We start from the raw sequence: 23,389 nt of genomic DNA, 5'->3' as shown, positions 1-23,389 counted from the left end.
AGCCACTAGACGAAAGGGTCATAAACCCAAAAATGGTGTCCTGCGTTGGATTCGAACCAACGGCCCCCTCATTAAAAGTGAGATGCTCTACCGACTGAGCTAGCAAGACATGATTATTTAAAAAAGAATTGAGATTATACAAAAAAACATTATTATATGTCAAGAAAAGAGCATTTAAATTTTAAAATAAGTCTTTGATTTTATTTAGCTACATTATTTTAAAATAAAAAATAAATTCTAAAAAATTTATTTTATATAATTGTCTATTTTTTACAAAATTTTGAGTTATAATCCATTCTAGTAACAAATAAGGAGCAAGAATGATCATTATAAATTCACGCCTTCCAACTCAAAATTTAAAAATAGCAAAGTCTCTATCCAAGCTCATACAAGGCTATATTTATAGCTATTTACCAAAGGCTGAACATGACGGATACACACATAAAGAAAGCGGTAAAAATTTTAAAAGATCAAATTTTGATTTTAGACTAAATGATTTAAGCTTAGAGATAAGATTTAGCTCGTTTGTGCCAGAATTTGAAAAAACGATCGCTTTTGCCGTGCTAAAAGACGGATTAAAGCTTGGCAATATTTGTTTGCTTGATACGTCTGTCTCAGTAAAAGAGCATAAAATTTCACAAAATGAAGCTACTTTTCAGGGATGTGTAGCGTGTTCAGTTGTTGGACTTTTGGGATGCAAAGTGCATCTTGAGCCGCAAGACTCAAGACATCTTGAAATGATGAAAACAAACGCACTACAAAGATTTGAAACACTTATGGGATATAAATATGATGGTGAGTTTGAGCTAAATTTACTTTGGCAAAATTTACAAAAGCCATTATATTTTTACTACGGCAACAACAATATGCCAGTCAAAGCTTGGCCTGCAAAATGGCATATCAAAGCAAGGCCAGAGCTTATAAATTTGATCCTTGATGTGGGTGTTGGTAGTGGATGTATGAACTATGGAGTAGGTTTTATAGAGATAACAAAAGAAAAAGAATAAGGTTACAAACCATTAAAACAATAATTTCAAATCCCAGCGGGAACCTTATTCTTTAATATGTATTATAGTACATTTTTTGTCAAAACAAAAATCATTTTAACCATTAAAACAATATAACTTGAAATATATTTTATTCTGTATTATAATGAGGTACAAATAAAAAAGATTTGGGAGGGTTATATTTGAAAATTAAAAAGCTTTTTAATCACGCAAGAAAATATATATTGTGCTTTTTGTTTATATTTTTTAGTCCTATCGTAGACATTAAAATTTTTGACATAAATTTAGGATGGATAGAGTTCAGTATTTGCTGTAGCTAATACAAACATAATAAAAATACTTGATTTATATTTTTATCTTTTAAACTTGCAAAATAAGCTTAAATTTAGAAATATTTAAGTCAAGCATGCATAAAATTAAAAAATATTTAAAATTTTAAGTTAAATAAAATAAGGAAAATATTTTGGCTGATATAGTTAAAATTCTTGCTGACATAGGCGAGGTATATGAAAAAGAAGAGCTTAAGCTCAAAAATGGCGCTCACAAATATGACAAGATCAAAGTCTATCTTTGCGACATAGCAACCAAGCAGATCGAGCCAAATTTAAACATAAGCAAAGATGACTTAATAATATGTAGATTTGGCGTTGGAGCAAATTCTGGCAATCTTTTCCCAAATTCTCAATTTTTATCCAAAGAAATAAATAAAGACGAAGCTAAATTTATAAGAGGCATTTTGAAATCTATATCAAATTTGCTCTCCTTTTTTGAGCCAAGCATTATAGAAAAAGACGCTATTTTATCCATACTATCAAGCATAAACGAAGAGTATTTTGCTGGTATGATAGATGAGATCAAAGGTCTTGATGAGCTAAAAAACGAAAAAGGCAAAAAAGTCGCTACTTTTTTCTCGCTCTCGTATGATGGCAAGCCGGTTTCTGCATATTTTAAGCAAATTTTTGAAAATCATATCAGCGTAAAAGAGCAAAAATCATCTTACGGATACGATATCTTGACAAATAAAAAGGGTATCGGCGGCGATGCAAATTTAGCGTTTTGCTCGGTAAATGAGATGCCTGCTAATATGCAATTTATCAAATCAAAGCTCCTGCCACTGAGCGCCAATAGCGCAAAAAAGGTAGAAAATGGCTTTAAAGCGATAAAAGATAAGCTATCGCATAATTTTTATGGTATGAAAATAGCTATTTTACCGACTATTTTGAGTAGCTCAGTAAATTTAGAAGAGATTGTAAAAATACTTGAAGAGACTTCAAAGAGCGACATAAAAGATATTGAAATAGCCGAAGAAGCCATAAAATTTAGCATAGATTATTATCTCGAGACAACAGCTAAAAAGCAGGAAAATTTGCCTGTTTTAAATACGATTTTATTTTACACACAAAGCAACGCTGCTATCGATTTGAAGCTTGCGATAGACGATGTTTTGCCATCTTTTATCTCTCACATCTCAAATTTAATGAGCCGTTTTAACATAAAAGCCTTCTATGAAAAAAATAGCGGCACAGATGAGACGATTTATCTGCAAAATTTATTTGAAAGCAGGCTTGGCGTGATGAGCTTTTTGCTATCAAGAAATAAATTTGATTTAGAGATTATGATAAAAAGATATAGCGATCTGATTTATTATGGTAGCGTCAATAAAAGTTACGCAAAAAAGTTGGAATGGAGCAAATACTTTAACAATTTTTATAAAGAAAGAAAATTTGAAAATATTGCAAAATATCAAAATTTCTTTAATGATATCAATCTCTTAAACAAAAAACTAGTCTTTCAAAAGGAGTGCGATTTGGAAAATTTAACCGATAAAAAAGAACTGATCAAAGAGCTAATAAAAAATAGCGAGTTTTTAAATCAAAACGATGCGCTCATTAGCGCTTATTTGCTCGGTATGCTAAGCGCAGCCCTGATGAACTGGCAGCTTGGCGTGAACGGCGGCGTATCTTTTAGCAACTGGCTTAACGACTGCGGATCTATAAGTATGGAAAATTTAGAGCGAATTTGGACCAAGTGCGATGAGATGATTAGAAAACTTAAGGCCGCTTCTGGCAAGCCAAATGCTAACATTGAAAACATAAAAGAGTGTTTGATCGAAATTTTACCGCAGGTCTTTTCTAATGAGAGAAAGATAGTAAAAATCTCGCATACTACGCTTGCCTTTGCTATGGGCGGAAGCGACTATCGTAAATTTATAAAAGACAAAACAAAATAAGGAGAATAAGATGCAAAAAAAAGAGATACTTTTTTTATGGGACGGAGAGAACTGGAACCCAAACGGCGACATGCTAAAGGATAACGCTCCTAGGCGAGATGATGAAACTGGCGTAGCCGAGGTGACGGACGTGCGTATAAAAAGGACTATTAGAGATGAGATAATAAAAAAAGATGAGGCGTCGATTTTTATAAAGGAGTATAGGATAGAAGACGCCCTGCTAGACGCTAAAACTGCGATCAGACAAAGTATAAATATAAAGCAAGGCAAAAGTGAACTACAAAAAGAAATTTTGTCTAAATTTATCGATATCCGTGCATTTGGCGGAGTTTTGCCTATTTCAGATAAAGACGAGATGAGGCAGGATAAGGAGATAAAAACTGCAGGCGTTCAATTTACTGGACCAGTGCAGTTTAGACTAAGCAAATCCCTAAACAAGGTCGAAGTAGAGCATGTTAAAGGAACTGGCGCTTTTGCTAGCGACTACGATCCAAACGACCCCAAAAAACAAAAAGATCAAGCGACTTTTAGAGAAGAGGAATTTATAAAATACGCTATTTTTGCCACTTACGGCATCATAGACAACTATAATGCGGCAAAAACAGGCTTTAGCGAAGCCGATGAGGCTAAAATTTTAAAAGCTTTGTGGCATGGCACTAAAAACCTGACAACTCGCTCCAAAATCGGTCAAACTCCAAGATTTATGCTAATCATCACATACAAGGACGATACGTTTGCAGGCGATCTAAACAATAGCATAAGCCTAAAAAGCGAAAAAGAAGATAGAGTGATAAGAAGCATCAACGAATACACTATCGACTTTACAAATTTAAAAAATAAACTCGCAAGATACGCTGCAAATATAGAAAAGATAGAGTATATGAGCGATTATGATTTTGAAACGATAAACAAAGAAAATTTTGACAGCAGCTGGAAAAAGATAGAGGCATAAAATGGGCATTGTTGCTTTTAGATTATTTGGCGATTACGCTCATTTTTCGCATCCGGCGACGATTTATTCTAGCTTAACCTATCCAGTACCGCCAAAGACCACTATAATGGGCTTTTTAGGCGCCGTTATAGGTGAAGAAGAGTATCTTAAGCTATCAAACATCCAATACAGCGTAAAAATAGATAGGCAAATTTTAAAAAAAAGTTTTGTTTTTAACGGCATAAAATTTGCCCTCTCAAGCAATATGCACATAGAGGAAGGCTATCAAAACGCAAAAGAGAAAAAGCAGTTTTACAGAGAGTTAATCTGCTCGCCGTCTTATGTCGTATTTTTAAATTTAGAAAATTTAGAGCAAAGCTATCAGGAGAAAATAATCTCAAATTTAAAAGAGCATAAAACCGCCTTTACGCCCTATCTTGGGATAAATTTTTGTATAGCTGATTTTAGCTGGATCGATATAAAAATATGCGAAAAAATATCGCAAGCTGAAAGTTTTATAAATACATTTACACTTATGGATGATTTTGTTTTTGAAGGCATTAATGAAAATGCGAAATTAACTACAGCTAGAATGCCTTGTGGCTGCGAAAATGGGCGATTTTTTAAAGATTTTAAAGACTTTGTGATGGAGTTAAACGGCAAAGAGCTTATAAAATCTAAAAATCATGGAAATATTTATCAGATAAACGATGAAAGAGTCTATTTTATTTGACGAGTTTTGGTCGCATCCAAATAAACTTTTAGAAAATCATATAAAAAATATGATCTCGCCTGACGATGAAGAGCTGGATAGGCAGCTCAAACTCTATCACGACATCGCAAAACTGAAGAACAATTTTCAAATTTACATCAGAGATACTTCAAACGACAAGCTGGATAAAAACCACTCGCTCTTGTCGGCATATTTTTTCTTGTTAAACTCAAAATTTGATGAGATACTAACCCTGTTTGGCTTTCTTGCTATCGTTTCGCACCATGGCGACGTGGTAAATTTAATGACGCTAGCCAGAGAAGCTAATAAATTTTTTAAAAACCAAAAAGAGCTAGAGCAGTGGGATGAAGTGGCTGGCGCTGCTAAAAATATCAAGATCTATTCGGGATTATCTACTAAAAAAGATGAGTTTTTAGATAGAGCAGAAAAGCTTCGTCAATACTTAGTTTTATCGCAGTACAGGCACAAATTTACCTACGAGGACTTTATAAATTTCAAAAGCCTATATTCGAATTTGATTTATAGTGATAAATTTGAAGCTATCTTTAGCATGCCAAAACAGCAAACCAAATATATACTGATAGATGTTTTAGAAGCTGGTATCCAAAATTTGCCGCCAAATAAAAAGAGAGATGCGTTTAGAAATTTCGTCTTAAACAACTTTGACAAAGAGCGCAAACTTTTTACTTTAACTGCGCCTACAGGCTATGGCAAGACTTTGACGGCATTAAATTTTGCATTGAAATTTAACAAATCTCGCATAATTTATGCGCTTCCTTTTACCTCAATAATAGATCAAACCTACGATATAGTCGCGAAAATTTATAAAAATAGCGATATTTTGGTCAGCAAGGCACATCACAAAACGACGATAGATGAAGAAAATTTAACCGACGAAGACAGATACTCAAAGATCAAATTTCTAATGGAATCTTTTAGTGGCGAGATAAACGTAACTACGCTTTATCAGCTGATATTTGCGCTATTTGGTAACAAAAACAAAGATAATGTTAAATTTAATCAGCTAAAAAATAGCGTCGTTATCATCGATGAAGCGCAAGCGATCCCATATAACTTTAGAAAAGATTTTATCCTGCTTTGCGAGATCATTTCGCAGAGGCTTGGCACTATTTTTATATTTATGTCGGCGACGATGCCGGTCATAAAAAGCGAAAATTTTAAAGAAATTTCAAATTTAGACTATTTTTCAAAGCAGGATAGATATGTCATAAAATGGCTTGATATAGGCGGAGAGGATGAGCTTTTGGAAAAAATTTGTGAGACTGCAAGCGATAAAAATACTCTAGTCGTCGTAAATACGATCAAAAAAGCGCAAGAACTTTTTACAAAGCTAAGGGATAAATTTAGCTGCTTTTGCCTAAACGGATATATGTATGATGATCACAAGCGCGCTATTATAGAGGCTGTAAGGTGCGCGATAGATAAAAGCAAAGTTGATCCACTCGCAAGCAAAATTTTACTTATCTCCACGCAGTCGATCGAGGCGGGAGTGGATCTTGACTTTGACATTGGGTTTCGCGAAGTCTCGCCTATTAGCTCTATCATACAAACAGCAGGGCGCGTAAATAGGCATTTTGGAGCAACAAGGGGCGAGTTATACGTCTTTCCTGAAATAAGTAAATTTACAAATTTGATTTACGGCGATCTATATAAAGTAAGTGGGGCTATTTTGAGCGATCTTAAGCAAAAAGAGGTGCAAGAGAGCGAAATTTTAGAAATTTCAAATTTGTATTTTCAAAAGATAAGCAATCAACTGGAAAATTTGCATATAAAAAGTGAGATAGAAAAGCTGGAATTTGAAAATATAAACCAAAAAATCGAGGATATCATGAACGACAATCATAAACAAACACTAATAATCGAGCCTGAAGAAAATTTCATTAAAGATTTTGAAGCTAAAATTTTTGAGATCAAAAATAGTCCGAATGAGAAATTTACCATAAGAGATCTTTTTAAAAACCACATCAGAAAGTTGTCGAAATTTAGCATAAACGTAGCGTTAAAAGATATGAATAAGCTAATGCCAAATTTAAAACAGATAAATGGGCTTAAAGATATGTTTTATCTGCCGTTTGGCTCGTCTTATTTTTATAGTGCCGAGTGTGGCCTTAAAAAAGATACGAATTTAGACATAACCGACGAGGTATTTGACTAATGTTCTCAAAAGATCAGATCACTGGCACACTTGTGAATTACTACGTCACTTGTAAGCGTGAGGCGTGGCTTTATGTGCATCAGATCCACGCAGATCAAGAAGACGAAAACGTGCTGATGGGCAAGGCGCTAGCAGATATCAAAGAGAGCGATTTGCAGGACTTTGCATTTTCAAATTTGAAATTCGACAAACTTTCCAAGCAGCGCGGACACTATCTCGTCACCGAATACAAAAAGAGCCTAAAAAACGAGCTTGCAGGCAAGATGCAACTACTTTTTTACATCTATCTTTTAAAAACGGGCTTAAATTTAAAAGAGGTAAAAGGCAAGCTAATAAGCGGTAAAAAGGTGATTTTAGTGGAGGATAGCAGCGAAAATTTCGCTCTAATGGAGCAAATTTTAAGCGAGATAAGCGCACTTGCAAATTTAGAAAAGCCGCCCAAATTTACGCAGGGCAAATTTTGCCAAAACTGCGCATATCACGACTATTGCACTGCTTAGGAGAGAAGATGTATGTGATACTTTTTTACGACATCGCAGGACGCGAGCAAAAAGAGCGAAATAACGCAAATCGCATCAGAAAAGCGGTTGAGAAATTTCTGCCTCGCGTGCAGTTTTCAGTCTATGAGGGCGAGATCCGTGAGAGCGACTTTAAAAAGCTAAGCAAGACGCTGCAAAAAGAGTGCGTAAGCGAGCTAGACTCCATCGTCATCTATATATTTAACTCGCTAAAATACTCCGAGCGCATCGTCATTGGCGTAGATAAAAATAGCCCGGTATTTAGCTAAGGAGCAAATATGCAAAAGAGCGACAGGACGCACTTTATACTTAGTCCAGGCAGGCTTTACAGGCAAGATAATAATATCTATTTTGAAAAATTTGACGAGACGGGCGCGCTTATCGCTAGTAAAATTTTGCCGGTAAATGCGATCGATGAAATTTACGTGCTAGCAAAAGTGCAGATCGATACCTACACCATCGCATTTTTGGCGGATAATAACATCCTTTTGCACATCTTTAGTCCGTATCAGAGTTTTCGTGGGAATTTCTACCCAAACACGCCAAACTCCGTAAATAAAAGTGGCTTTGTGTTGCTGTGCCAGCTCCGCTCTTTTGATGATCCGATCAAACGTGCATATATCGCGCGAGAGATAACTAGAGCCCACATCATAAATGACACCGCAAACTGCAAAAGACACGGCGTGAAATTTGACGTGCAACCTCACATAAAGGCACTAGATGCCGCCACTAACGTGCCTGCTATCATGGCGGTAGAGGGTGCCTTTCAAAAGCTCTACTACGAAAAGTGGAACGAGATCATCGCAGATCAGCGAAGCTTTAAATTTACCGTCCGCTCAAAACGCCCACCCGCTGATAAGATCAACAGCTTCATAAGCTACGTAAATACGCGTATCTACAACATCTGCCTAAGCGAAATTTACAAGACCGAGCTAGATCCTCGCATCGGCTTTTTGCACGAGCCAAACTACCGCGCGCTAAGCCTACATCTCGATCTTGCGGAGATTTTTAAGCCGATCTTGGGCGATACGCTGATTTTTAACATGCTAAATAAAAAAGAGATCACCGCAAAGGACTTCCAAACGGACGCTGGCAGGATAAAATTTAGCAACGACGCCGTGCAAAAGATCGAGCTAAAGATGATCTCGCGCCTTTGCGAGACGCTCACGGTGGGCGGTAGGGAGCTAACGTGGAGGCAGGTGATCCGCCGCGAAACAAACAAGCTCAAAAAGTGCATCTGTGAGGACGCGCCTTATGAAGGATTTAAGTGGGAGTGAAATCGCATTTTAATAAAGCGTTTTTTAATATTTTAAAAAGCTTGAAATTTGGGGCTTGGCGTATTTGCACATGGCTAAATTTTAGTCAAATTTAAGGCGAAAAAATATAGACTTCTTGCACTAGAATGCCTATAAAATAGGCTTTTTGGTGCTATTAGAATTTACTCCGTTGGAGTTTGAAACATTGTAAAAGGCTTAAAATCATTTGAATTCTTTGATTAGAATTTACTCCGTTGGAGTTTGAAACTACCAGTTACATCAGTAGCTAGATCAAGCCTTAGCACGATTAGAATTTACTCCGTTGGAGTTTGAAACGAAATCTCAGAAATTGTAGGAAGTTCAACAATAGATTAGAATTTACTCCGTTGGAGTTTGAAACTATAGAGAACAGCAGTTGCATAAGAAAGGATTAAAATTAGAATTTACTCCGTTGGAGTTTGAAACTTTTAATATTGCTGTTTGTAAGGCTTCCAAAATAATTAGAATTTACTCCGTTGGAGTTTGAAACTATGTAGAAAACGAAAATTTTTCTAGCTACCTTTGATTAGAATTTACTCCGTTGGAGTTTGAAACAACAGCTCGTCGCAAATTTTTAAAATTTGCCTTTGATTAGAATTTACTCCGTTGGAGTTTGAAACAACTCTTTCTTTGGTGCTGTGATCGTTTTCTTTGATTAGAATTTACTCCGTTGGAGTTTGAAACTAAAGTCCAAAACGAGTGCGACCATTTTTAAGCTTGCATTAGAATTTACTCCGTTGGAGTTTGAAACCCATTGTTTAGCCTTTATAGTTTCTTTAGCTTTTATTAGAATTTACTCCGTTGGAGTTTGAAACAGATCATAAACCAAACAAATATTGAAAAGAAGTAATATTAGAATTTACTCCGTTGGAGTTTGAAACGGAAAGTGGCAACGCTTGATGATGAGGCTTTGCGTCATTAGAATTTACTCCGTTGGAGTTTGAAACATCGTGATAAGTCTGAAAAGCAGTTTGTCAGCTTCCATTAGAATTTACTCCGTTGGAGTTTGAAACAGGTCGCTGAAAACTCTGCTAAGCTTGTTGATAGCATTAGAATTTACTCCGTTGGAGTTTGAAACTAATCAATAGGCTTAAATTTAGAATAATCGCCAATTAGAATTTACTCCGTTGGAGTTTGAAACAGCTCTTTCTTTGAAACAATGGGAGTTAGAGATGAACATTAGAATTTACTCCGTTGGAGTTTGAAACGAAATTGTTAAATCATCTACACCTGAATATTCTAAAATTATTAGAATTTACTCCGTTGGAGTTTGAAACTAAGCACTCCATAATGCGCCACCAGTCCCTAAAGCATTAGAATTTACTCCGTTGGAGTTTGAAACAAAATGGGGCGTGAAATCGACTGGGACGATATAGAATTAAAATTTACTCCGTTGGGGTTTGAAACTAAGAGCCAGAATATTCATACCTACGAGTAAAAGTATTAAAATTTACTCCGTTGGAGTTTGAAACGGATCATAGGAAAAGTAATAAAAAGCATAATTTAAAATTAAAATTTACTCCGTTGGAGTTTGAAACAGACGATAAGCGAAGTATTGAGAGAGAAAGGCGTTGATTAAAATTTACTCCGTTGGAGTTTGAAACGCGAGCAAATCGCTAAAGAAAAGATCAAAGAGGCGATTAAAATTTACTCCGTTGGAGTTTGAAACAGTAAGGTTTAATGGCTATGGACAAAAAAGAAATTGATTAAAATTTACTCCGTTGGAGTTTGAAACAGAGCCTATAACGATGCACTTTTTAGGGTTGATGAAATTAAAATTTACTCCGTTGGAGTTTGAAACCTACAAGTGGGCTGGCTTTGCAGCAGGAGCTAAAATTAAAATTTACTCCGTTGGAGTTTGAAACTGCTTATGAAGATGACGTAAGTGAAGAACTACTAAATTAAAATTTACTCCGTTGGAGTTTGAAACTTTATGTCTGCTTTGTGCGCTATTCGTTTTAATGAGATTAAAATTTACTCAGTTGGAGTTTGAAACGGAGTTAGGTCTTGCAGCATAATACGCTCGATAGGTATTAAAATTTACTCCGTTGGAATTTGAAACAAAGATATAAAAGATTTAGGTACAAATTTGCAGGGCTATTAAAATTTACTCCGTTGGAATTTGAAACTCTCTACTTGGGGCGATGATAAATTTAAGGCTCTTAATTAAAATTTACTCCGTTGGAGTTTGAAACAAGCCACAAAAGTGACGACATAACTATCGCCCCACCATTAGAATTTACTCCGTTGGAGTTTGAAACTGGCTCTAGTGTTGGTGGTTCTTTTGGTGGCTTGCATTAGAATTTACTCCGTTGGAGTTTGAAACCCACCAAACATTATTGGCGACAACCGCAATCACTCTTTTGATAGTCGTTTTTTCGGGGCAGTTCCATATAAATTTTTAGTTGGTAAAGTCAGATGGCAGTTATTTTGACACAAACTAGCAAAAAACCTTAACTAATGATTAAAATGAAGCAAATTATCAGATCAATGAAATTTGAAGAAAGTTGTGATAATTTTTGTCAATTATAATTAAAACAAAAAATATATGAATTTATAAAACCCACTTGTAAAGACAAGTGGGTTTTAAAATGTTTTATTTCTCTAGTTTTTCTTTAAGTTTTTCTTTTTTAGATTTAGCTTTTGAAGCAGCTTTTTCTTTCTTTTCTTTTACCTTGTCAATAACTTTGTCTTTTTCGTCTTTTGCTTTTTCACCCATACTAGTTTCATCTTCTTTGCTAGAAGTTAGCTCTTCTTTAGTTTTAGAAGCTTTCTTTTTAAATTTATCTTTTTTATCAGAGATTTTATCTTTCATCTCGTCTTTTGCCTCATCCATTTTCTTCTTACTAGCTTTTGCTTTTTCGCTTACTTCGCTCTTGCCAGTAGTAGAAATTTCACCTTTTAGGTTATCAAAAGTTTTATCGCCGATGCCATTTACATTTTTGAGATCGTCGATTGAGTTAAATTTATTTGCTTTTCTATACTCGATGATAGCATCTGCTTTTGCACTGCCGATACCATCAAGACTCATAAGTTCCTCTTTTGTAGCTGTGTTTAGATTGATTGCTGCCATAGCCAAAGACGCAATAGCTGCAAGTGAAATCAAAATTTTTTTCATCTTTATTCCTTAAAAGTAAATTTGAGGTAAAATTCTAGCAAAGAGTGATTAATGAAGTATAAATATGAAGTAATATAAAAATAATTTTAAGTATAGTTTATAGGAGAGAATCCCTGAAAATTTCAGGGAAAAAGTTTTATTTTCTAAGTTCGCGGATCTTAGCTGCTTTACCGCGTAGTTCGCGTAGATAGAATAGCTTAGCTCTTCTAACACGACCTTTTCTAAGAACCTTTATCTCTTCGATAGAATCGCTAAATATCGGAAAAATTCTCTCAACACCAACACTGTTAGCGCCGATTTTTCTGATGATAAATGTTTCACCAGTGCCGCTACCACGTCTAGCTATACAAATGCCTTCAAAATTTTGAATTCTCGTTTTGTCTCCCTCGTGAATACGAGTAGCCACACGCAATGTATCTCCTGCACGGAAGTCAGGGATATTCTTACCAGCAATTTGAGCATTTTCAAACGCTTCAATGTATTTATTTCTCATGTTTTTCCTTATTTATGTGGCTTTAGCTTTTGATATAAATCAGGGCGAAAGTACCTTGTTTTGCAGTGAGCCATCTTGTTTTTTAAATTGTGGATTTTAGCATGATTACCCTTTAAAAACTCTGAAACCACAAAGATGGATTTAAAATTATCAGGTTTTGTAAAAGATGGGGCTTCAAGCAAATTATCCTCAAAACTCTCCACTTCAAGGCTCATGTCGTTTCCTAAAACTCCGGGCACATTTCTTGATATTGCGTCACTCATACAAAGTGCAGGCAGCTCTCCGCCAGTTAAAATAAAATCACCTATACAAAAAACTTCGTCCGCCCAAAGTTCAACAACTCTCTCATCAAGCCCTTCGTATCTACTACAAACAAAGCAAATATGATCTTTCTTTGAAAGCCTTTTTGCGTCATTTTGACTAAATTTTTTACCAGCTGGTGCCAAAAAAATAACATGGGTATTTTTGTCTTTTACTTTTAAAAATTTGATCGACTCATCCAAAGGCTGTGGAAACATCAAAAGCCCTGCTCCACCTCCAATCATATAATCATCAACTTTATTGTGCTTATCGTTGGTAAAATTTCTTGGATTTATAAAATCAATTTCAATAAATTTATTACTAATCGCACGTTTTAAAATAGAATCACAAAAGTAAGGTTTGACTAAATTTTCAAAAAGTGTAATAAAAGTAAATTTCATGAATTTTCTAAGATATCTCTAGCGCCTTTTACTAAAATCTCTCCACTATCCAAATTTACGCTTTCTATAAAACGCTCCAAATATGGAATGTAGAAATTCTTTGGTTTGCTAGCTGCGATAAGCTCTTCATCAGTTTTTATGTATAAAAGTGAGTTTGCAAAATTATCTTGAATATCTTCTACAATACCCAAAATTTCACCATTTTCTACAACTTTTAATCCAATAATATCAAACTGAAAAAATTCATCTTTTTTTAGTTTGCAGTTTTTTCTAGTAAGCTCTTTTGTAGTGTAGATAGTTCTATTTACAAGTGTTTTAGCTAGGTCTAAGTCATCAAAATTTTCAAATAAAACCAGCTCTTTTGATCTGTTGTAGTCTTTTATGATGAGCTGATCATTGTTTTTATCAAAAAAGGTTGCACCTTTTTTAAATTGCTCTGGGAAGTCGCTCTTGTTGTGAAGCTTTAAATAGCCCTTTAAACCAACACATCTTCCGATGGTAGCGACTTCAACAATATCACTATTCAATAGCTTTTACCGTTACTCTATAACTTGTATTGTCTTTGGCTTTACAACCAATAATAACGGTTTTTATAGCATTTATCATTTTGCCGTCTTTACCGATAAGCTTTCCAGTATCAACCTTATCAGCGCTTATAATGATCTCGACAAAATTTTCACCAAGCTCTTGACGCTCGATAGTCACCTTTTCAGGAAAATCAGCTATCAGCTTGGCGTATTCGTATAAAAAATTTTCAACCATTATTTTGTAATTTGTGCAACTCTGTCGCTAAGTTTAGCGCCGACGCTTTTCCAGTAATCCAATCTCTCTTTGTTGAAATTTATAACATTTGGCTCAACCATAGGGTTGTAATAACCAATGCTCTCTATCCAACCGCTGTCGCGTCTTTTTCTGCTATCTGTAACAACTATACGATAAAAAGGTCTTTTTTTACGTCCCATTCTTGTTAGTCTTACTACTGTTGCCATATTATATTCTCCTCTTGTTTTTAAATAAAGCTTAAATTTAGATAACAAATATCCAAATTTAAACCCTTTTATCAAACAGGTCTTTTTAAATTTGCTTGTGAAAGCATATTTGCAAGTCCTTTTGCTCCGCCCTTTCCTGAAAATTTCTTAGCAAGCTTTGAGGCATTTTCAAACTGCTTCAAAAAGCGATTTACCTCTACTTGAGATAGTCCAGAGCCAGCTGCTAAACGCCTTTTTCTACTATTGTTTAAAAGGTCTGGATTTTCACGCTCTTTTTGTGTCATAGAGTTTATCATAGCCTTAATATGCAAAATTTCTTTTGAATTATCAAGATCTATATCTTTTATCTGATTTGCAATATTTGAAAGACCAGGTATCATCCCCATCAAAGATTTCATGCTGCCAAGCTTTTTAACGCTTTCCATTTGATCCAAAAAATCATTAAAGTTAAACTGACCTTTTTTTATCTTTTGATTTAGACGCTTCGCCTCTTTTTCATCGATAATGGTCGATGTTTTTTCGACCAAAGTAGCTAAGTCGCCCTCGCCCATTATGCGGCTTACGATACGATCTGGTATAAAGCTCTCGATATCAGCTACTTTCTCGCCAGTACCGACAAATCTAAGTGGGATATTTAGCTGTTTTGCGATACTAATAGCTACGCCACCCTTTGAGTCAGAGTCAAATTTAGAAAGGATAACTCCAGAAATTCCCAAAATTTCATTAAAACTTGTAGCTGTTTTTACAGCATCTTGTCCGCTCATAGCGTCAGCTACATAGAAAATTTCATGTGGATTTATCGCATTTTTTACATCTTTTATCTCTTGCATCAACTTTTCATCGATCGCAAGACGACCAGCGGTATCCACCAAAAGCACGTCATAAAGACCGCTTTTTGCTTTTTCTAGTGCTTCTTTTGCTACTTTTATAGGGTTGTTTTCATTTTCTATATAAAAAAGATCGATATCATTTGCAACGCAGAGCTGTCTTAGCTGCTCAACCGCCGCCAATCTTTGCAAGTCACAAGCCGCAACTAAAACTTTTTTCTTTCTTAGTTTTAGATAGTTTGCAAGCTTGATAGTTGTCGTAGTTTTACCGCTACCTTGTAAGCCAGCCATCAAAACAATGGTTGGCGCAACTGGCGCATAGACAAAGCCTTGATTACCAGGAGCTGTTAAGATAGTCGTTAAATTTGACTTGATCGCATCTAGAAAATTCTTTTGACCAACGCCAGTTTGCTTTAGTTCGCTTTCGATAGACGCGAGCAGATCTTTAGTGACTTTGTGGTGAACATCAGCTTTTAAAAGAGCTTTTTTTAGAACGTCAAGTGCGTTTTTTAGAGCTTTTTCGTCATCTACAAAACGTATCTTGCTAACGGCTAATCTAAAAGACTCGCTAATTTGTTCGAACACTAATCACCTTTCATAAGTTATTATTAAAGGGCGTATATTACTAAATAATTTCTTTATTGCTCTTTAAATTTCAAATTTATTAGATAGCTCAAATCCAAGAGAGTTAAATTCTTTTGGGATTGGCGCTTTAAATTTATAGTCTAAAAGAGCGATAGAATAAGCATGCAAAAACATTCTATTTGCCCTATTTTTGCCGTATTTCTCATCGCCAACGATAGGTAAATTTAAGCTGGCTAAGTGCACTCTTATCTGATGCGTTCTGCCTGTTTTTATGGCAACTTTTACCAGCGTTTTTTTACCCGCAACCATGAGCGGCGAAATTTCACTGATCGCCTCTTTGCCATCTTTTGATATCTTTGAAAAGGCGCCATTTTTATTTTTTATCGTTAGGATCGGCTCATTTACGACGACCTCCTCGCTCATGATGCCCCTAACTGCTGCCATGTAAATTTTCTCAACCTTCATCTTTTTAAACTCATTTATGGCAAGGCTCGCAAATTCGTCATTTTTTACAAGAAGCAGCACCCCGCTCGTATCTTTATCGAGCCTGTGAAGGAGTGGAAATTTATAAATTTGACTGATTTTTTCGCTAGTTATGGCAGCAGGCTTATTAATGGCTATTAAATTTTCATCTTCAAAGATAACGCTTGGCTTTGGCATCTCTTCGACGTTAAATTTTGTATTTTCGCTCATTAGCGCACGAGCGATCATCACCTTTTGCCCCTTGGCATAGACTAGTCCGCTGTCGATAAGATCCTTTGCCTCGTTGTTTGAGATATTTTTTTGCTTGGCTAAAATTTTATACGCTTTTTCTTCACTCATAAAGTGCTCCTTATATCTTCTATGATCGCATCAGCGCTGGCCCGCACGGCGATCTTGCTCTTTTTGGCGTCACTACCCATTATGCCGCCGATCTCGCTAGCCTTTGCTATGTAGATGTTTTCAACTAGGCTAAATAACGCCTTTTGGTTAAATATAAACTCGCCGCTAATTATCACTGGGTTAAATTGTGCGCACTCGATTGGATTATGCCCGCCGATATTTGGCACAAAACTACCGCCAAGTACGACTACATCGCTAATAGCATAAACATTTACAAGCTCGCCTAAAGTATCAAGCAAATTTACTTTAGCTTCAAATTTATATGTTTGGCTAAATTTAGCAAAGCTAAAGCCATACTTTTTAGCGTAATCACTCGCTAGCTTTTCAACCTCTGCAAATCTCTCAGGATGGCGTGGTGCGATGATTAAAAGATCGTTTTCTTTTAAATTTAAATTATCTAAAATCATCTCTTCTTCGCCCGCATGCGTGCTTGCTAGCACGATCACTCTAGCTTTTGGCTTTTCATAAATTTTACTCACACTTGGTAAAAATGCAGCTTTTATGTTGCCAACAACCTCTATTTCACCTGCTCCTAGCGTTTTTAGCCGCTCTTTATCAAGCTCGCTTTGGGCGTAAATTTTATCTATAAATTTAAAAAGATATCTGTAAAAAAAGCCAAATTTTAAATAACTTTTGTAGCTTCTATCTGAAATTCTAGCGTTTATGAGGATCACGCGGCTGCCTTTTAGCTTTGCCATGAAAACTAGCATAAGCCAAAGCTCAGCCTCAAAAATGACTAAAATTTTGCTCTTTTTTAGCCAAAATGGCAAGAAAATTTCAAATGGCAAAAACCTCGTGTTAGCACAAATTTTACTCGCCGCTTCAAAGCCCGTATTTGTCACCACGCTTATGGCTTTGCTGTCAAATTTTTGCATCAAAGGCTTAAGTGCTTGCACCTCGCCAAACGAGCAAGCGTGAAAATGCACATCTGCATCTTGAAATTTAGTATTATCAAAGAGAAAAAAACGTGCTGGGATTGATCTATGGTATTTTTTTTTGAAACTTAATAAAAGTAGAAAAATAGCCCCAAAAAAGTAGAGTATTGAGGCTAAAAAATAATATATTATTATCACGAAACGTGTTATTGCTCTTGTTTATACAAAATTCTGCCACAATGTGGGCAAGTAACGATATCTTCGCCTTTTACAACCGCAGAGAAAGTTTTATCATTTATCTGCATAAAGCAGCCATAACAAGCTTGTTTTTTAACAGGCACAACGGCTGTGTTGTGAGCCCATTTTCTGATCTTTTCATAAAATGCTAGGATTTTTTGGTTCATCGCAGCGACAAGTTTATCTTTTTTAGCATAAACCTCTTTGCGCTCTTTTTCGATCTTTTCAAGCTCAGATGAAACCTCGCTTTTTATCTTTTCTAAATTTCCTTCAAGCTCTGTTTTTTTAGCGTTTAGCTCATCTTTTTGAGCATTTTTATTGTCTATTAGTTTTTCAAGTCTAGCGATCTCTTCATTTGCTGCTTCGAGTTGCTCTTTTGCGATATCTTCTTCAAGACCTAGCGCTTTTATCTCTTTTTCGCTTTTTGCGCTTGAGCTTTTTTTAGCTACATCTTTGATCTTTGCGCTAAATTCTGCGATGTGAGCGTTTGTGCCTGATTTTTGTGATTTTAGATCATTTACCTCTTCGTCAAGTCTTTCTACATTAACCGCTATAGTTTCACACTCTTCTTCTATGCTTTTATAGGCTTTTTCTACTTCTTGTATGCGCGGCGTGAAACCATCTATTTGTTTGTCAAGATCAGATAATTCAACTAATTGTTGTAAATATTTATTCATAATGTTTCCTTTTTTTGTTAGCAATATGTAAATGGGTTTTTAGAATTGCTTATTATAACTTCAATTTTTAGATTTTGCAAATATTTTGCTAAAAAATCACTAAAATAACGCTCGCTTTCATAGTGGTTTATGTCGATCAAATTTAGTCCATTTTCCTTTGCATAAAGGGCTTGGTGATACTTTAGATCGCCTGTTAAAAAGGTGTCTGCTTTGACATCTTGCATGAGATCTGCGCCGCTTCCAGTACAGATGCAAATTTTAGAAATTTCATCTTTTGCATAAACTGCTCTTAAATTTTCAAGTCCAAGTTTTTCTTTTACAAATTTGCAAAGCTCGCTAAATTTCATATTCACATCAGCGTAGATCAAAAAGCCCTCTTTGCTTAAAATTTCAAGCCCCAAAACCTGCGTTACAAATTTTTCATTTAAAAACGCAAGGTCAGCATTTGTGTGAAGCGAGATGAGCGAGATATTTTTTATCATCATCTCTCTTATGAGCGAGCTTGGATAGAGGCTGTAGTCTAGGCACTTTAGCCCCTTAAAAATGAGCGGATGATGCGTAATAATGAGCGAGTTTGGTAAGACATTTTGCAAAAGCTCGCTATCTAGATCAAGGCTTAGATAAATTCGCTCAAATTCGCTATCAAATGAGCCAACTTGCAGGCCGCTATTGTCCCAAGACTCTTGGCTCGCAAATGGGCAAATTTCATCTAAGTTTTTATAAATTTCAGCTATTTTCATCAAATTTTACTTTTGCTCTAAGCTCTCTTTATATGTTAGCGCGCACTCTTTCGCAAGCTCGCGAATTTTTAAGATGTAGTCTTGTCTTTGCGTCACGCTTATCGCTCCGCGCGCGTCAAGGACGTTAAACGTATGAGCCGCAAGCATACAGTAGTCGTAAGCAGGCAGTGAAATTTTAGCTTCCAAGCAACGCTTGCACTCGTTAAATGCGTTTTCAAACTGGTTAAAAAGCATATCAACATTTGCCACTTCAAAGTTATATTTGCTCCACTCATACTCGCCTTGTTTATGTACATCAGCGTAGGTTACGATGTTGCCATTAGAGTCATCCCAAACGATGTCATAGACGCTATTTACATCTTGTAGATACATAGCTAAGCGCTCAAGGCCGTATGTTATCTCGCCAGATATGAGCTCGCATGCGATGCCACCAACTTGTTGAAAATAGGTAAATTGCGTCACTTCCATGCCATCTAGCCAGACCTCCCAGCCAAGTCCCCAAGCGCCAAGTGTAGGGCTCTCCCAGTTGTCTTCGACAAAGCGGATATCGTGATTTTTTAAATTTAAACCAAGTCTTTCGAGACTTTTTAGATAAAGCTCTTGGATATTTTCTGGACTTGGTTTTATGAGCACTTGAAACTGATAGTAAGCGCCAAGGCGGTTTGGGTTTTCGCCGTATCTACCATCAGTAGGACGGCGGCTTGGAGCTACGTATGCGGTTGCCCATGGCTTTGGTCCAAGGCTTCTTAAAAATGTCGCTTGGTGATATGTGCCCGCACCCGCTGGCATATCGTATGGCTGAAGTATGACGCAGCCTTGCTCTTGCCAATAGTTTTGAAGCGTTAGTATTATTTGTGAAAATGTCATTTTTTGCCTTTTATTTTATTGATATATAAATTTCTATTTTGTCTTTTAGGTATTTTTCAAAGTCTGTTTTATAGATTCTTTTTAGCTCGCTACTTTCAAAATATCTCCAAATTTCATCCCAAAATTTTGCAACATTTTGTGGCTCATTTGCAAAGCTAAAAAGAGCGTACTTTCCGCTTTGTATCTTTAAATTTTCATCGCCTTTTTGGCGTAATCTTGTGCCGATGAAGTTATCGTAATGTCCATTAAGATCACTTTCGTAGTTGCAGTAAACGCTGTAAATTTCACTATTGCCATCATAGTATTCACTCATAAATTTAGACCATAAAGCTGGAATTTTACCCTTGCCATCTATCTCATCTTCATTTTTAGTGCGAGTTTTTACTCCGTAAATTTCAAAGCTATCATCTAAATTTATAATCTTCATAAACTACTTTTGTCCGTTAAAATTTTCAACCGCTTGATTCCACATGAGCTTGTATTTTCGTTTTAAAAACTCAACTTCATCTTGTGAAATTTTAAGCTGTTTTGTAAGCGTCTCAACCGTTTTTCTATCCTCGTCATAGAGCTCTTGCATCGAAATGAGCGCCTCTTTTAAAAATTTATTCTCATTTCTTAAGGTTTCAAGCGTCTCATCTTTTGCGTCAAGCACCTTTTCGTGTAAATTTAATATCGTGCCAATCGTCTTTTCAACAAAGCTAAAACCATCTTGGCTTTGCGGCTGCAAGGATAAATTTTGCGAAACACTAGGCACCACGCTCATCGTTCCCTCGCTCGCTTCTATCAAAATTTCTCCATTTTCCTCTTTGGTCTTCAAAACGCCACGATTTATCATATCCTCGATAACTTCGCGCTCCAAGTGCACAAGTTTGCAAAATTCATCAACTCCAAGATAGGTCTGCACCGCTTCTCCTTTTATAGTATCACTTCAACCTTTGAAGAGTCTTCCTCTAAAGCCTTTATCTTTGCCTCTCTGTCGGCCTTTAGTGCGCTTGCTAGCCCCTCATCTTCAAGGGCTAAAATTTGCACCGCAAGATAGGCTGCATTTATCGCGCCAGCCTTGCCGATAGCCAAGGTCGCCACTGGCATGCCACTTGGCATTTGCACAGTTGAGTAAAGTGCATCAACGCCGCTTAAAGCCGATCCTGCCATTGGTATGCCGATCACTGGCTTTGTTGTGTTTGCAGCGATCGCTCCAGCTAGGTGAGCCGCCATACCAGCAGCTGCGATGAAGACTTTTGCGCCCTTTTTCTCGGCATTTGCGACGTATTCGCTAGTTCTTTTTGGGCTTCTGTGGGCTGAGCTGATTATCAGTTCATATTTTACGCCAAATTTCTCCAGAGTCTTTGCCGTCTCGCTAACGATCTCATAGTCGCTTTTACTTCCCATTATAATAGAAACAAATTTCATATTTTCTCCCTTAAAAAACTAAATTTTGGCAGCTTAACGCCGAGGTTTATCTCATTTTCATTGCCGCTGTGAATTTCGCTCATGACCTTGCCTTTTTTGGTGATGAGCTGCTTAAATTTTATAAATTTCTTGCCATCTTGCGAATAGACCTTTGAAATTTCATTTTCACTATCATCTATGTGCGAGCCAGTCGGTGCTACGATCTCGTAGCTCTTATCTGGGAAAATTTTATATTTACACTTAAAAAACTCGCCGTCTTCACTTATAGCATTTACCTGATGAGTGCCCTCTTCTAGGCTGCTCGTGTGATTTTGTGTATCGGTTCGCTCATAAGGTCTATGCACCAAGTAGCCGTCCGTAAAGCCGCGATTTTTCAGTGTATTTATCTCATTTTCATAAATTTGCGCGTCAAATTTATCATTTAGTGCGTCATCTATCGCCATTTTATAGGCTCTTGCTGTGCAGGCTGCGTAGTACTCGCTCTTTGTGCGACCCTCTATCTTAAAGCTATCAACGACACCGCTATCAACGATCTCTTTGATGTGTGAGATGAGGCAAAGATCTTTTGAGTTCATGATGTGAGTGCCGTTTTCGTCCTCTTCTAAGCGAAAAAGCACGCCGCTCTCTTCGTTTTTGGCGTAGAGTTCATATTTAAACCTGCAGTCATTTGCGCAGCTGCCGCGGTTTGACATACGTCCGCTTTGCACTGAGCTTACTAAGCACCTGCCAGAGTAGGCAAAGCACATCGAGCCATGGACGAAAATTTCGATATCAAGGGTTGGAATTTCCTCTTTTATCTTTATAACATCTTTTAAATTCATTTCACGTGCCACGACGATGCGTTTTGCGCCCATATCGTGATAAATTTTAGCGTCCAAAACGTTCATAACATTTGCCTGAGTAGAGAGGTGTATCTCGATATCTGGAGCGATCTCTTTTGCTAGGCTCATGACGCCTGGCGTTGCGATGATAAAGGCATCTGGCTTCATCGCTGAGATAGTTTGTAAGTGCCTTTTTAGTGGCTCTATCTGAGAGTTAAAAGGAAAGGCATTTATGGTCGCATAAAATTTCTTTCCCTTCTCGTGTGTGTAGTCTATCGCCTCTTTGAATGTTTCAAGGTTAAATTCTCTCGCCGATCTAGTCCTTAGTGAAAAGCTAGCCACCGAGCCATAAACAGCGTCAGCTCCATATTCAAGAGCGATTTTCAGTTTTGTTAAATTCCCAGCTGGAGATAAAAGCTCAGGCCTTTTTAGCACTATTTTTTACCTAGACTTTCTATCAAGGCTTCGATGTCATCGTTGCTGACAAGGTTTTCAGTCGTTGTATCACCAGCGATATGAACAGCTGAACCAACACGTTTATCATCATCGATACGACCTTCAAACAATGTATTCATATATTTGCTAAGCGCCCTCATAACGTTGATAACACGCTCGATCTTTTGTCTGTGGATGTCTTGATACTGCATCATATCCATAGCCATCATGATCTCATCTTGTCCCATTTGTAAATTTCCGATGATATTATCGATCGTGCCAAGAAGTGCGTTGTTTTTCTCTAAAGCCTCACTAAATGCAGCAATATTTGGAAATTTCTCACTTAGCGTTGTAAATAGCTCAACGTTTGAGTTTATCGCCTCTTTTAGGCTATTTGAGTCGCTCTCGGCATCCATAAAAAAGTTATTTATCGTCTCAAGCTTGTCAAACATCTGAGTAGCTTTCTCTTCGCTATCTCTGGTCACATCGTCAAGCTGGTGTACCATTTTGTGGTCTTCAGTCGGTGGTGGTGGTGGCCAAACGCCGTCTGCGCTCACTCTGTAGTTTTCGCTCTGTTTTGAGCTACTCTCTGACTTTGCTTGTGGCTCATCTGCTTTAGCACTCATTGCCTCTGCAACTTCTGCTACCTCGTCTGTTTCCTCTTTGACGTCCGCGACCTCTTGGCTGGCATCTTTAGTATCACCTAAATCATCCTCTAATCCGCCCGCCATAAGCGCGTCAAGTTCCTCTTGGGTCATAAAAGCTCCTAATAAAATTTGCCTTGATTATATAGGATTTAAATAAAAAGAAAGTTTAAAAAGTATGCGTTTATCTTTAAATTT

General features: G+C 36.7%; 26 protein-coding genes, 1 tRNA gene and 1 CRISPR repeat array. Of the genes, 9 read left to right on the top strand and 18 right to left on the bottom strand.

What is annotated here, in order from left to right; all coding sequences use genetic code 11:
- Positions 1 to 33: 33 nt before the first annotated feature.
- Positions 34 to 109, bottom strand: a tRNA-Lys gene (locus tag CYO89_RS03745).
- Positions 110 to 320: 211 nt separating this feature from the next.
- Between CYO89_RS03745 and CYO89_RS03740 the strand changes: the two genes are divergently transcribed.
- The 9 genes from CYO89_RS03740 (at position 321) to CYO89_RS10450 (ending at position 11,324) form a co-directional block, all read left to right on the top strand.
- Positions 321 to 1,007, top strand: coding sequence for a CRISPR-associated endoribonuclease Cas6 (locus CYO89_RS03740; protein ID WP_103597179.1), 687 nt, complete (start codon positions 321 to 323; stop codon positions 1,005 to 1,007).
- A gap of 463 nt (positions 1,008 to 1,470) precedes the next feature.
- Positions 1,471 to 3,237, top strand: coding sequence for a TM1802 family CRISPR-associated protein (locus tag CYO89_RS03735; RefSeq protein WP_103597178.1), 1,767 nt, complete (start codon positions 1,471 to 1,473; stop codon positions 3,235 to 3,237).
- A 10-nt stretch (positions 3,238 to 3,247) separates the two neighbouring features.
- Positions 3,248 to 4,189 (top strand): type I-B CRISPR-associated protein Cas7/Csh2, encoded by a 942-nt coding sequence (gene cas7b, locus CYO89_RS03730; protein ID WP_103597177.1) that lies wholly within the window; start codon positions 3,248 to 3,250, stop codon positions 4,187 to 4,189.
- Between the two features lies 1 nt (position 4,190).
- The gene (gene cas5, locus CYO89_RS03725; protein WP_103597176.1) at positions 4,191 to 4,901 is read left to right on the top strand and encodes a CRISPR-associated protein Cas5; all 711 of its coding nucleotides are present in this window, start codon (positions 4,191 to 4,193) and stop codon (positions 4,899 to 4,901) included.
- Positions 4,879 to 7,077, top strand: coding sequence for a CRISPR-associated helicase/endonuclease Cas3 (locus tag CYO89_RS03720; RefSeq protein ID WP_103597175.1), 2,199 nt, complete (start codon positions 4,879 to 4,881; stop codon positions 7,075 to 7,077). Before cas5 ends, CYO89_RS03720 begins: the two co-directional genes overlap by 23 nt.
- The gene (locus CYO89_RS03715) at positions 7,077 to 7,577 is read left to right on the top strand and encodes a CRISPR-associated protein Cas4 (RefSeq protein ID WP_103597174.1); all 501 of its coding nucleotides are present in this window, start codon (positions 7,077 to 7,079) and stop codon (positions 7,575 to 7,577) included. The genes CYO89_RS03720 and CYO89_RS03715 overlap by 1 nt, the downstream gene beginning before the upstream one ends.
- 8 nt (positions 7,578 to 7,585) lie before the next feature.
- Positions 7,586 to 7,864 carry a CRISPR-associated endonuclease Cas2 gene (cas2, locus tag CYO89_RS03710; RefSeq protein ID WP_103597173.1) on the top strand — a complete coding sequence of 93 codons (279 nt, stop codon included), beginning with the start codon at positions 7,586 to 7,588 and terminating at the stop codon, positions 7,862 to 7,864.
- Between the two features lie 9 nt (positions 7,865 to 7,873).
- Positions 7,874 to 8,872, top strand: a complete 999-nt coding sequence (cas1, locus tag CYO89_RS03705) for a CRISPR-associated endonuclease Cas1 (RefSeq protein WP_103597172.1) — start codon at positions 7,874 to 7,876, stop codon at positions 8,870 to 8,872.
- A gap of 153 nt (positions 8,873 to 9,025) precedes the next feature.
- Positions 9,026 to 11,216: direct repeats of the CRISPR family, unit length 30 nt; unit sequence ATTAGAATTTACTCCGTTGGAGTTTGAAAC.
- Positions 11,217 to 11,225: 9 nt separating this feature from the next.
- Positions 11,226 to 11,324 (top strand): S26 family signal peptidase, encoded by a 99-nt coding sequence (locus CYO89_RS10450; protein ID WP_219809425.1) that lies wholly within the window; start codon positions 11,226 to 11,228, stop codon positions 11,322 to 11,324.
- Positions 11,325 to 11,486: 162 nt separating this feature from the next.
- Here CYO89_RS10450 and CYO89_RS10715 read toward each other — a convergent pair whose 3' ends face one another.
- The 17 genes from CYO89_RS10715 to CYO89_RS03620 form a co-directional block, all read right to left on the bottom strand.
- On the bottom strand, positions 11,487 to 12,008 hold the full coding sequence (locus CYO89_RS10715) for a helix-hairpin-helix domain-containing protein (protein ID WP_103597171.1): 522 nt from the start codon (positions 12,006 to 12,008) through the stop codon (positions 11,487 to 11,489).
- Positions 12,009 to 12,144: 136 nt separating this feature from the next.
- Positions 12,145 to 12,501: a 50S ribosomal protein L19 gene (gene rplS / locus CYO89_RS03695; RefSeq protein WP_002941851.1), complete on the bottom strand. Its 357-nt coding sequence runs from the start codon at positions 12,499 to 12,501 to the stop codon at positions 12,145 to 12,147.
- Between the two features lie 8 nt (positions 12,502 to 12,509).
- Positions 12,510 to 13,202, bottom strand: a complete 693-nt coding sequence (gene trmD / locus CYO89_RS03690; protein ID WP_103597170.1) for a tRNA (guanosine(37)-N1)-methyltransferase TrmD — start codon at positions 13,200 to 13,202, stop codon at positions 12,510 to 12,512.
- A complete protein-coding gene (rimM, locus tag CYO89_RS03685) occupies positions 13,199 to 13,729 on the bottom strand; it encodes a ribosome maturation factor RimM (RefSeq protein WP_103597169.1) in 531 nt (176 codons plus the stop codon). Before rimM ends, trmD begins: the two co-directional genes overlap by 4 nt.
- On the bottom strand, positions 13,722 to 13,964 hold the full coding sequence (locus CYO89_RS03680; RefSeq protein ID WP_009293991.1) for a KH domain-containing protein: 243 nt from the start codon (positions 13,962 to 13,964) through the stop codon (positions 13,722 to 13,724). The genes rimM and CYO89_RS03680 overlap by 8 nt, the downstream gene beginning before the upstream one ends.
- Positions 13,964 to 14,191, bottom strand: a complete 228-nt coding sequence (rpsP, locus tag CYO89_RS03675) for a 30S ribosomal protein S16 (RefSeq protein ID WP_009293992.1) — start codon at positions 14,189 to 14,191, stop codon at positions 13,964 to 13,966. The genes CYO89_RS03680 and rpsP overlap by 1 nt, the downstream gene beginning before the upstream one ends.
- A 71-nt stretch (positions 14,192 to 14,262) precedes the next feature.
- The gene (ffh, locus tag CYO89_RS03670) at positions 14,263 to 15,603 is read right to left on the bottom strand and encodes a signal recognition particle protein (RefSeq protein WP_103597168.1); all 1,341 of its coding nucleotides are present in this window, start codon (positions 15,601 to 15,603) and stop codon (positions 14,263 to 14,265) included.
- Positions 15,604 to 15,666: 63 nt separating this feature from the next.
- A complete protein-coding gene (locus tag CYO89_RS03665; protein WP_103597167.1) occupies positions 15,667 to 16,425 on the bottom strand; it encodes an RluA family pseudouridine synthase in 759 nt (252 codons plus the stop codon).
- Entirely contained in the window at positions 16,422 to 17,558 is a 1,137-nt protein-coding gene (waaA, locus tag CYO89_RS03660; protein WP_103597166.1) for a lipid IV(A) 3-deoxy-D-manno-octulosonic acid transferase, read from the bottom strand. The genes CYO89_RS03665 and waaA overlap by 4 nt, the downstream gene beginning before the upstream one ends.
- 8 nt (positions 17,559 to 17,566) lie before the next feature.
- Positions 17,567 to 18,274 carry a zinc ribbon domain-containing protein gene (locus CYO89_RS03655; protein WP_002941798.1) on the bottom strand — a complete coding sequence of 236 codons (708 nt, stop codon included), beginning with the start codon at positions 18,272 to 18,274 and terminating at the stop codon, positions 17,567 to 17,569.
- A gap of 17 nt (positions 18,275 to 18,291) precedes the next feature.
- Positions 18,292 to 19,014, bottom strand: a complete 723-nt coding sequence (locus CYO89_RS03650; protein WP_103597165.1) for a Nif3-like dinuclear metal center hexameric protein — start codon at positions 19,012 to 19,014, stop codon at positions 18,292 to 18,294.
- Between the two features lie 6 nt (positions 19,015 to 19,020).
- Complete coding sequence (glyQ, locus tag CYO89_RS03645; RefSeq protein WP_021084368.1) at positions 19,021 to 19,881, bottom strand: glycine--tRNA ligase subunit alpha; 861 nt, start codon at positions 19,879 to 19,881, stop codon at positions 19,021 to 19,023.
- Between the two features lie 10 nt (positions 19,882 to 19,891).
- Entirely contained in the window at positions 19,892 to 20,308 is a 417-nt protein-coding gene (locus CYO89_RS03640; RefSeq protein WP_103597164.1) for a GyrI-like domain-containing protein, read from the bottom strand.
- 3 nt (positions 20,309 to 20,311) lie between these two features.
- Complete coding sequence (locus tag CYO89_RS03635) at positions 20,312 to 20,785, bottom strand: DUF3972 domain-containing protein (RefSeq protein ID WP_002942132.1); 474 nt, start codon at positions 20,783 to 20,785, stop codon at positions 20,312 to 20,314.
- A gap of 11 nt (positions 20,786 to 20,796) precedes the next feature.
- A complete protein-coding gene (gene purE / locus CYO89_RS03630; RefSeq protein WP_021088047.1) occupies positions 20,797 to 21,291 on the bottom strand; it encodes a 5-(carboxyamino)imidazole ribonucleotide mutase in 495 nt (164 codons plus the stop codon).
- The gene (locus CYO89_RS03625) at positions 21,288 to 22,547 is read right to left on the bottom strand and encodes a peptidase U32 family protein (RefSeq protein ID WP_103597163.1); all 1,260 of its coding nucleotides are present in this window, start codon (positions 22,545 to 22,547) and stop codon (positions 21,288 to 21,290) included. Before CYO89_RS03625 ends, purE begins: the two co-directional genes overlap by 4 nt.
- Positions 22,547 to 23,305, bottom strand: a complete 759-nt coding sequence (locus CYO89_RS03620; RefSeq protein ID WP_103597162.1) for a chemotaxis protein — start codon at positions 23,303 to 23,305, stop codon at positions 22,547 to 22,549. Before CYO89_RS03620 ends, CYO89_RS03625 begins: the two co-directional genes overlap by 1 nt.
- Positions 23,306 to 23,389 lie beyond the last annotated feature (84 nt).

It is taken from the genome of Campylobacter concisus (genome assembly GCF_002913765.1).
In the GTDB taxonomy this organism is placed as follows: Bacteria; Campylobacterota; Campylobacteria; order Campylobacterales; family Campylobacteraceae; genus Campylobacter_A; species Campylobacter_A concisus_BB.
The sequence above is the reverse complement of the archived record's forward strand: the minus strand, read 5'-3'. Positions and strand labels throughout refer to the sequence as shown.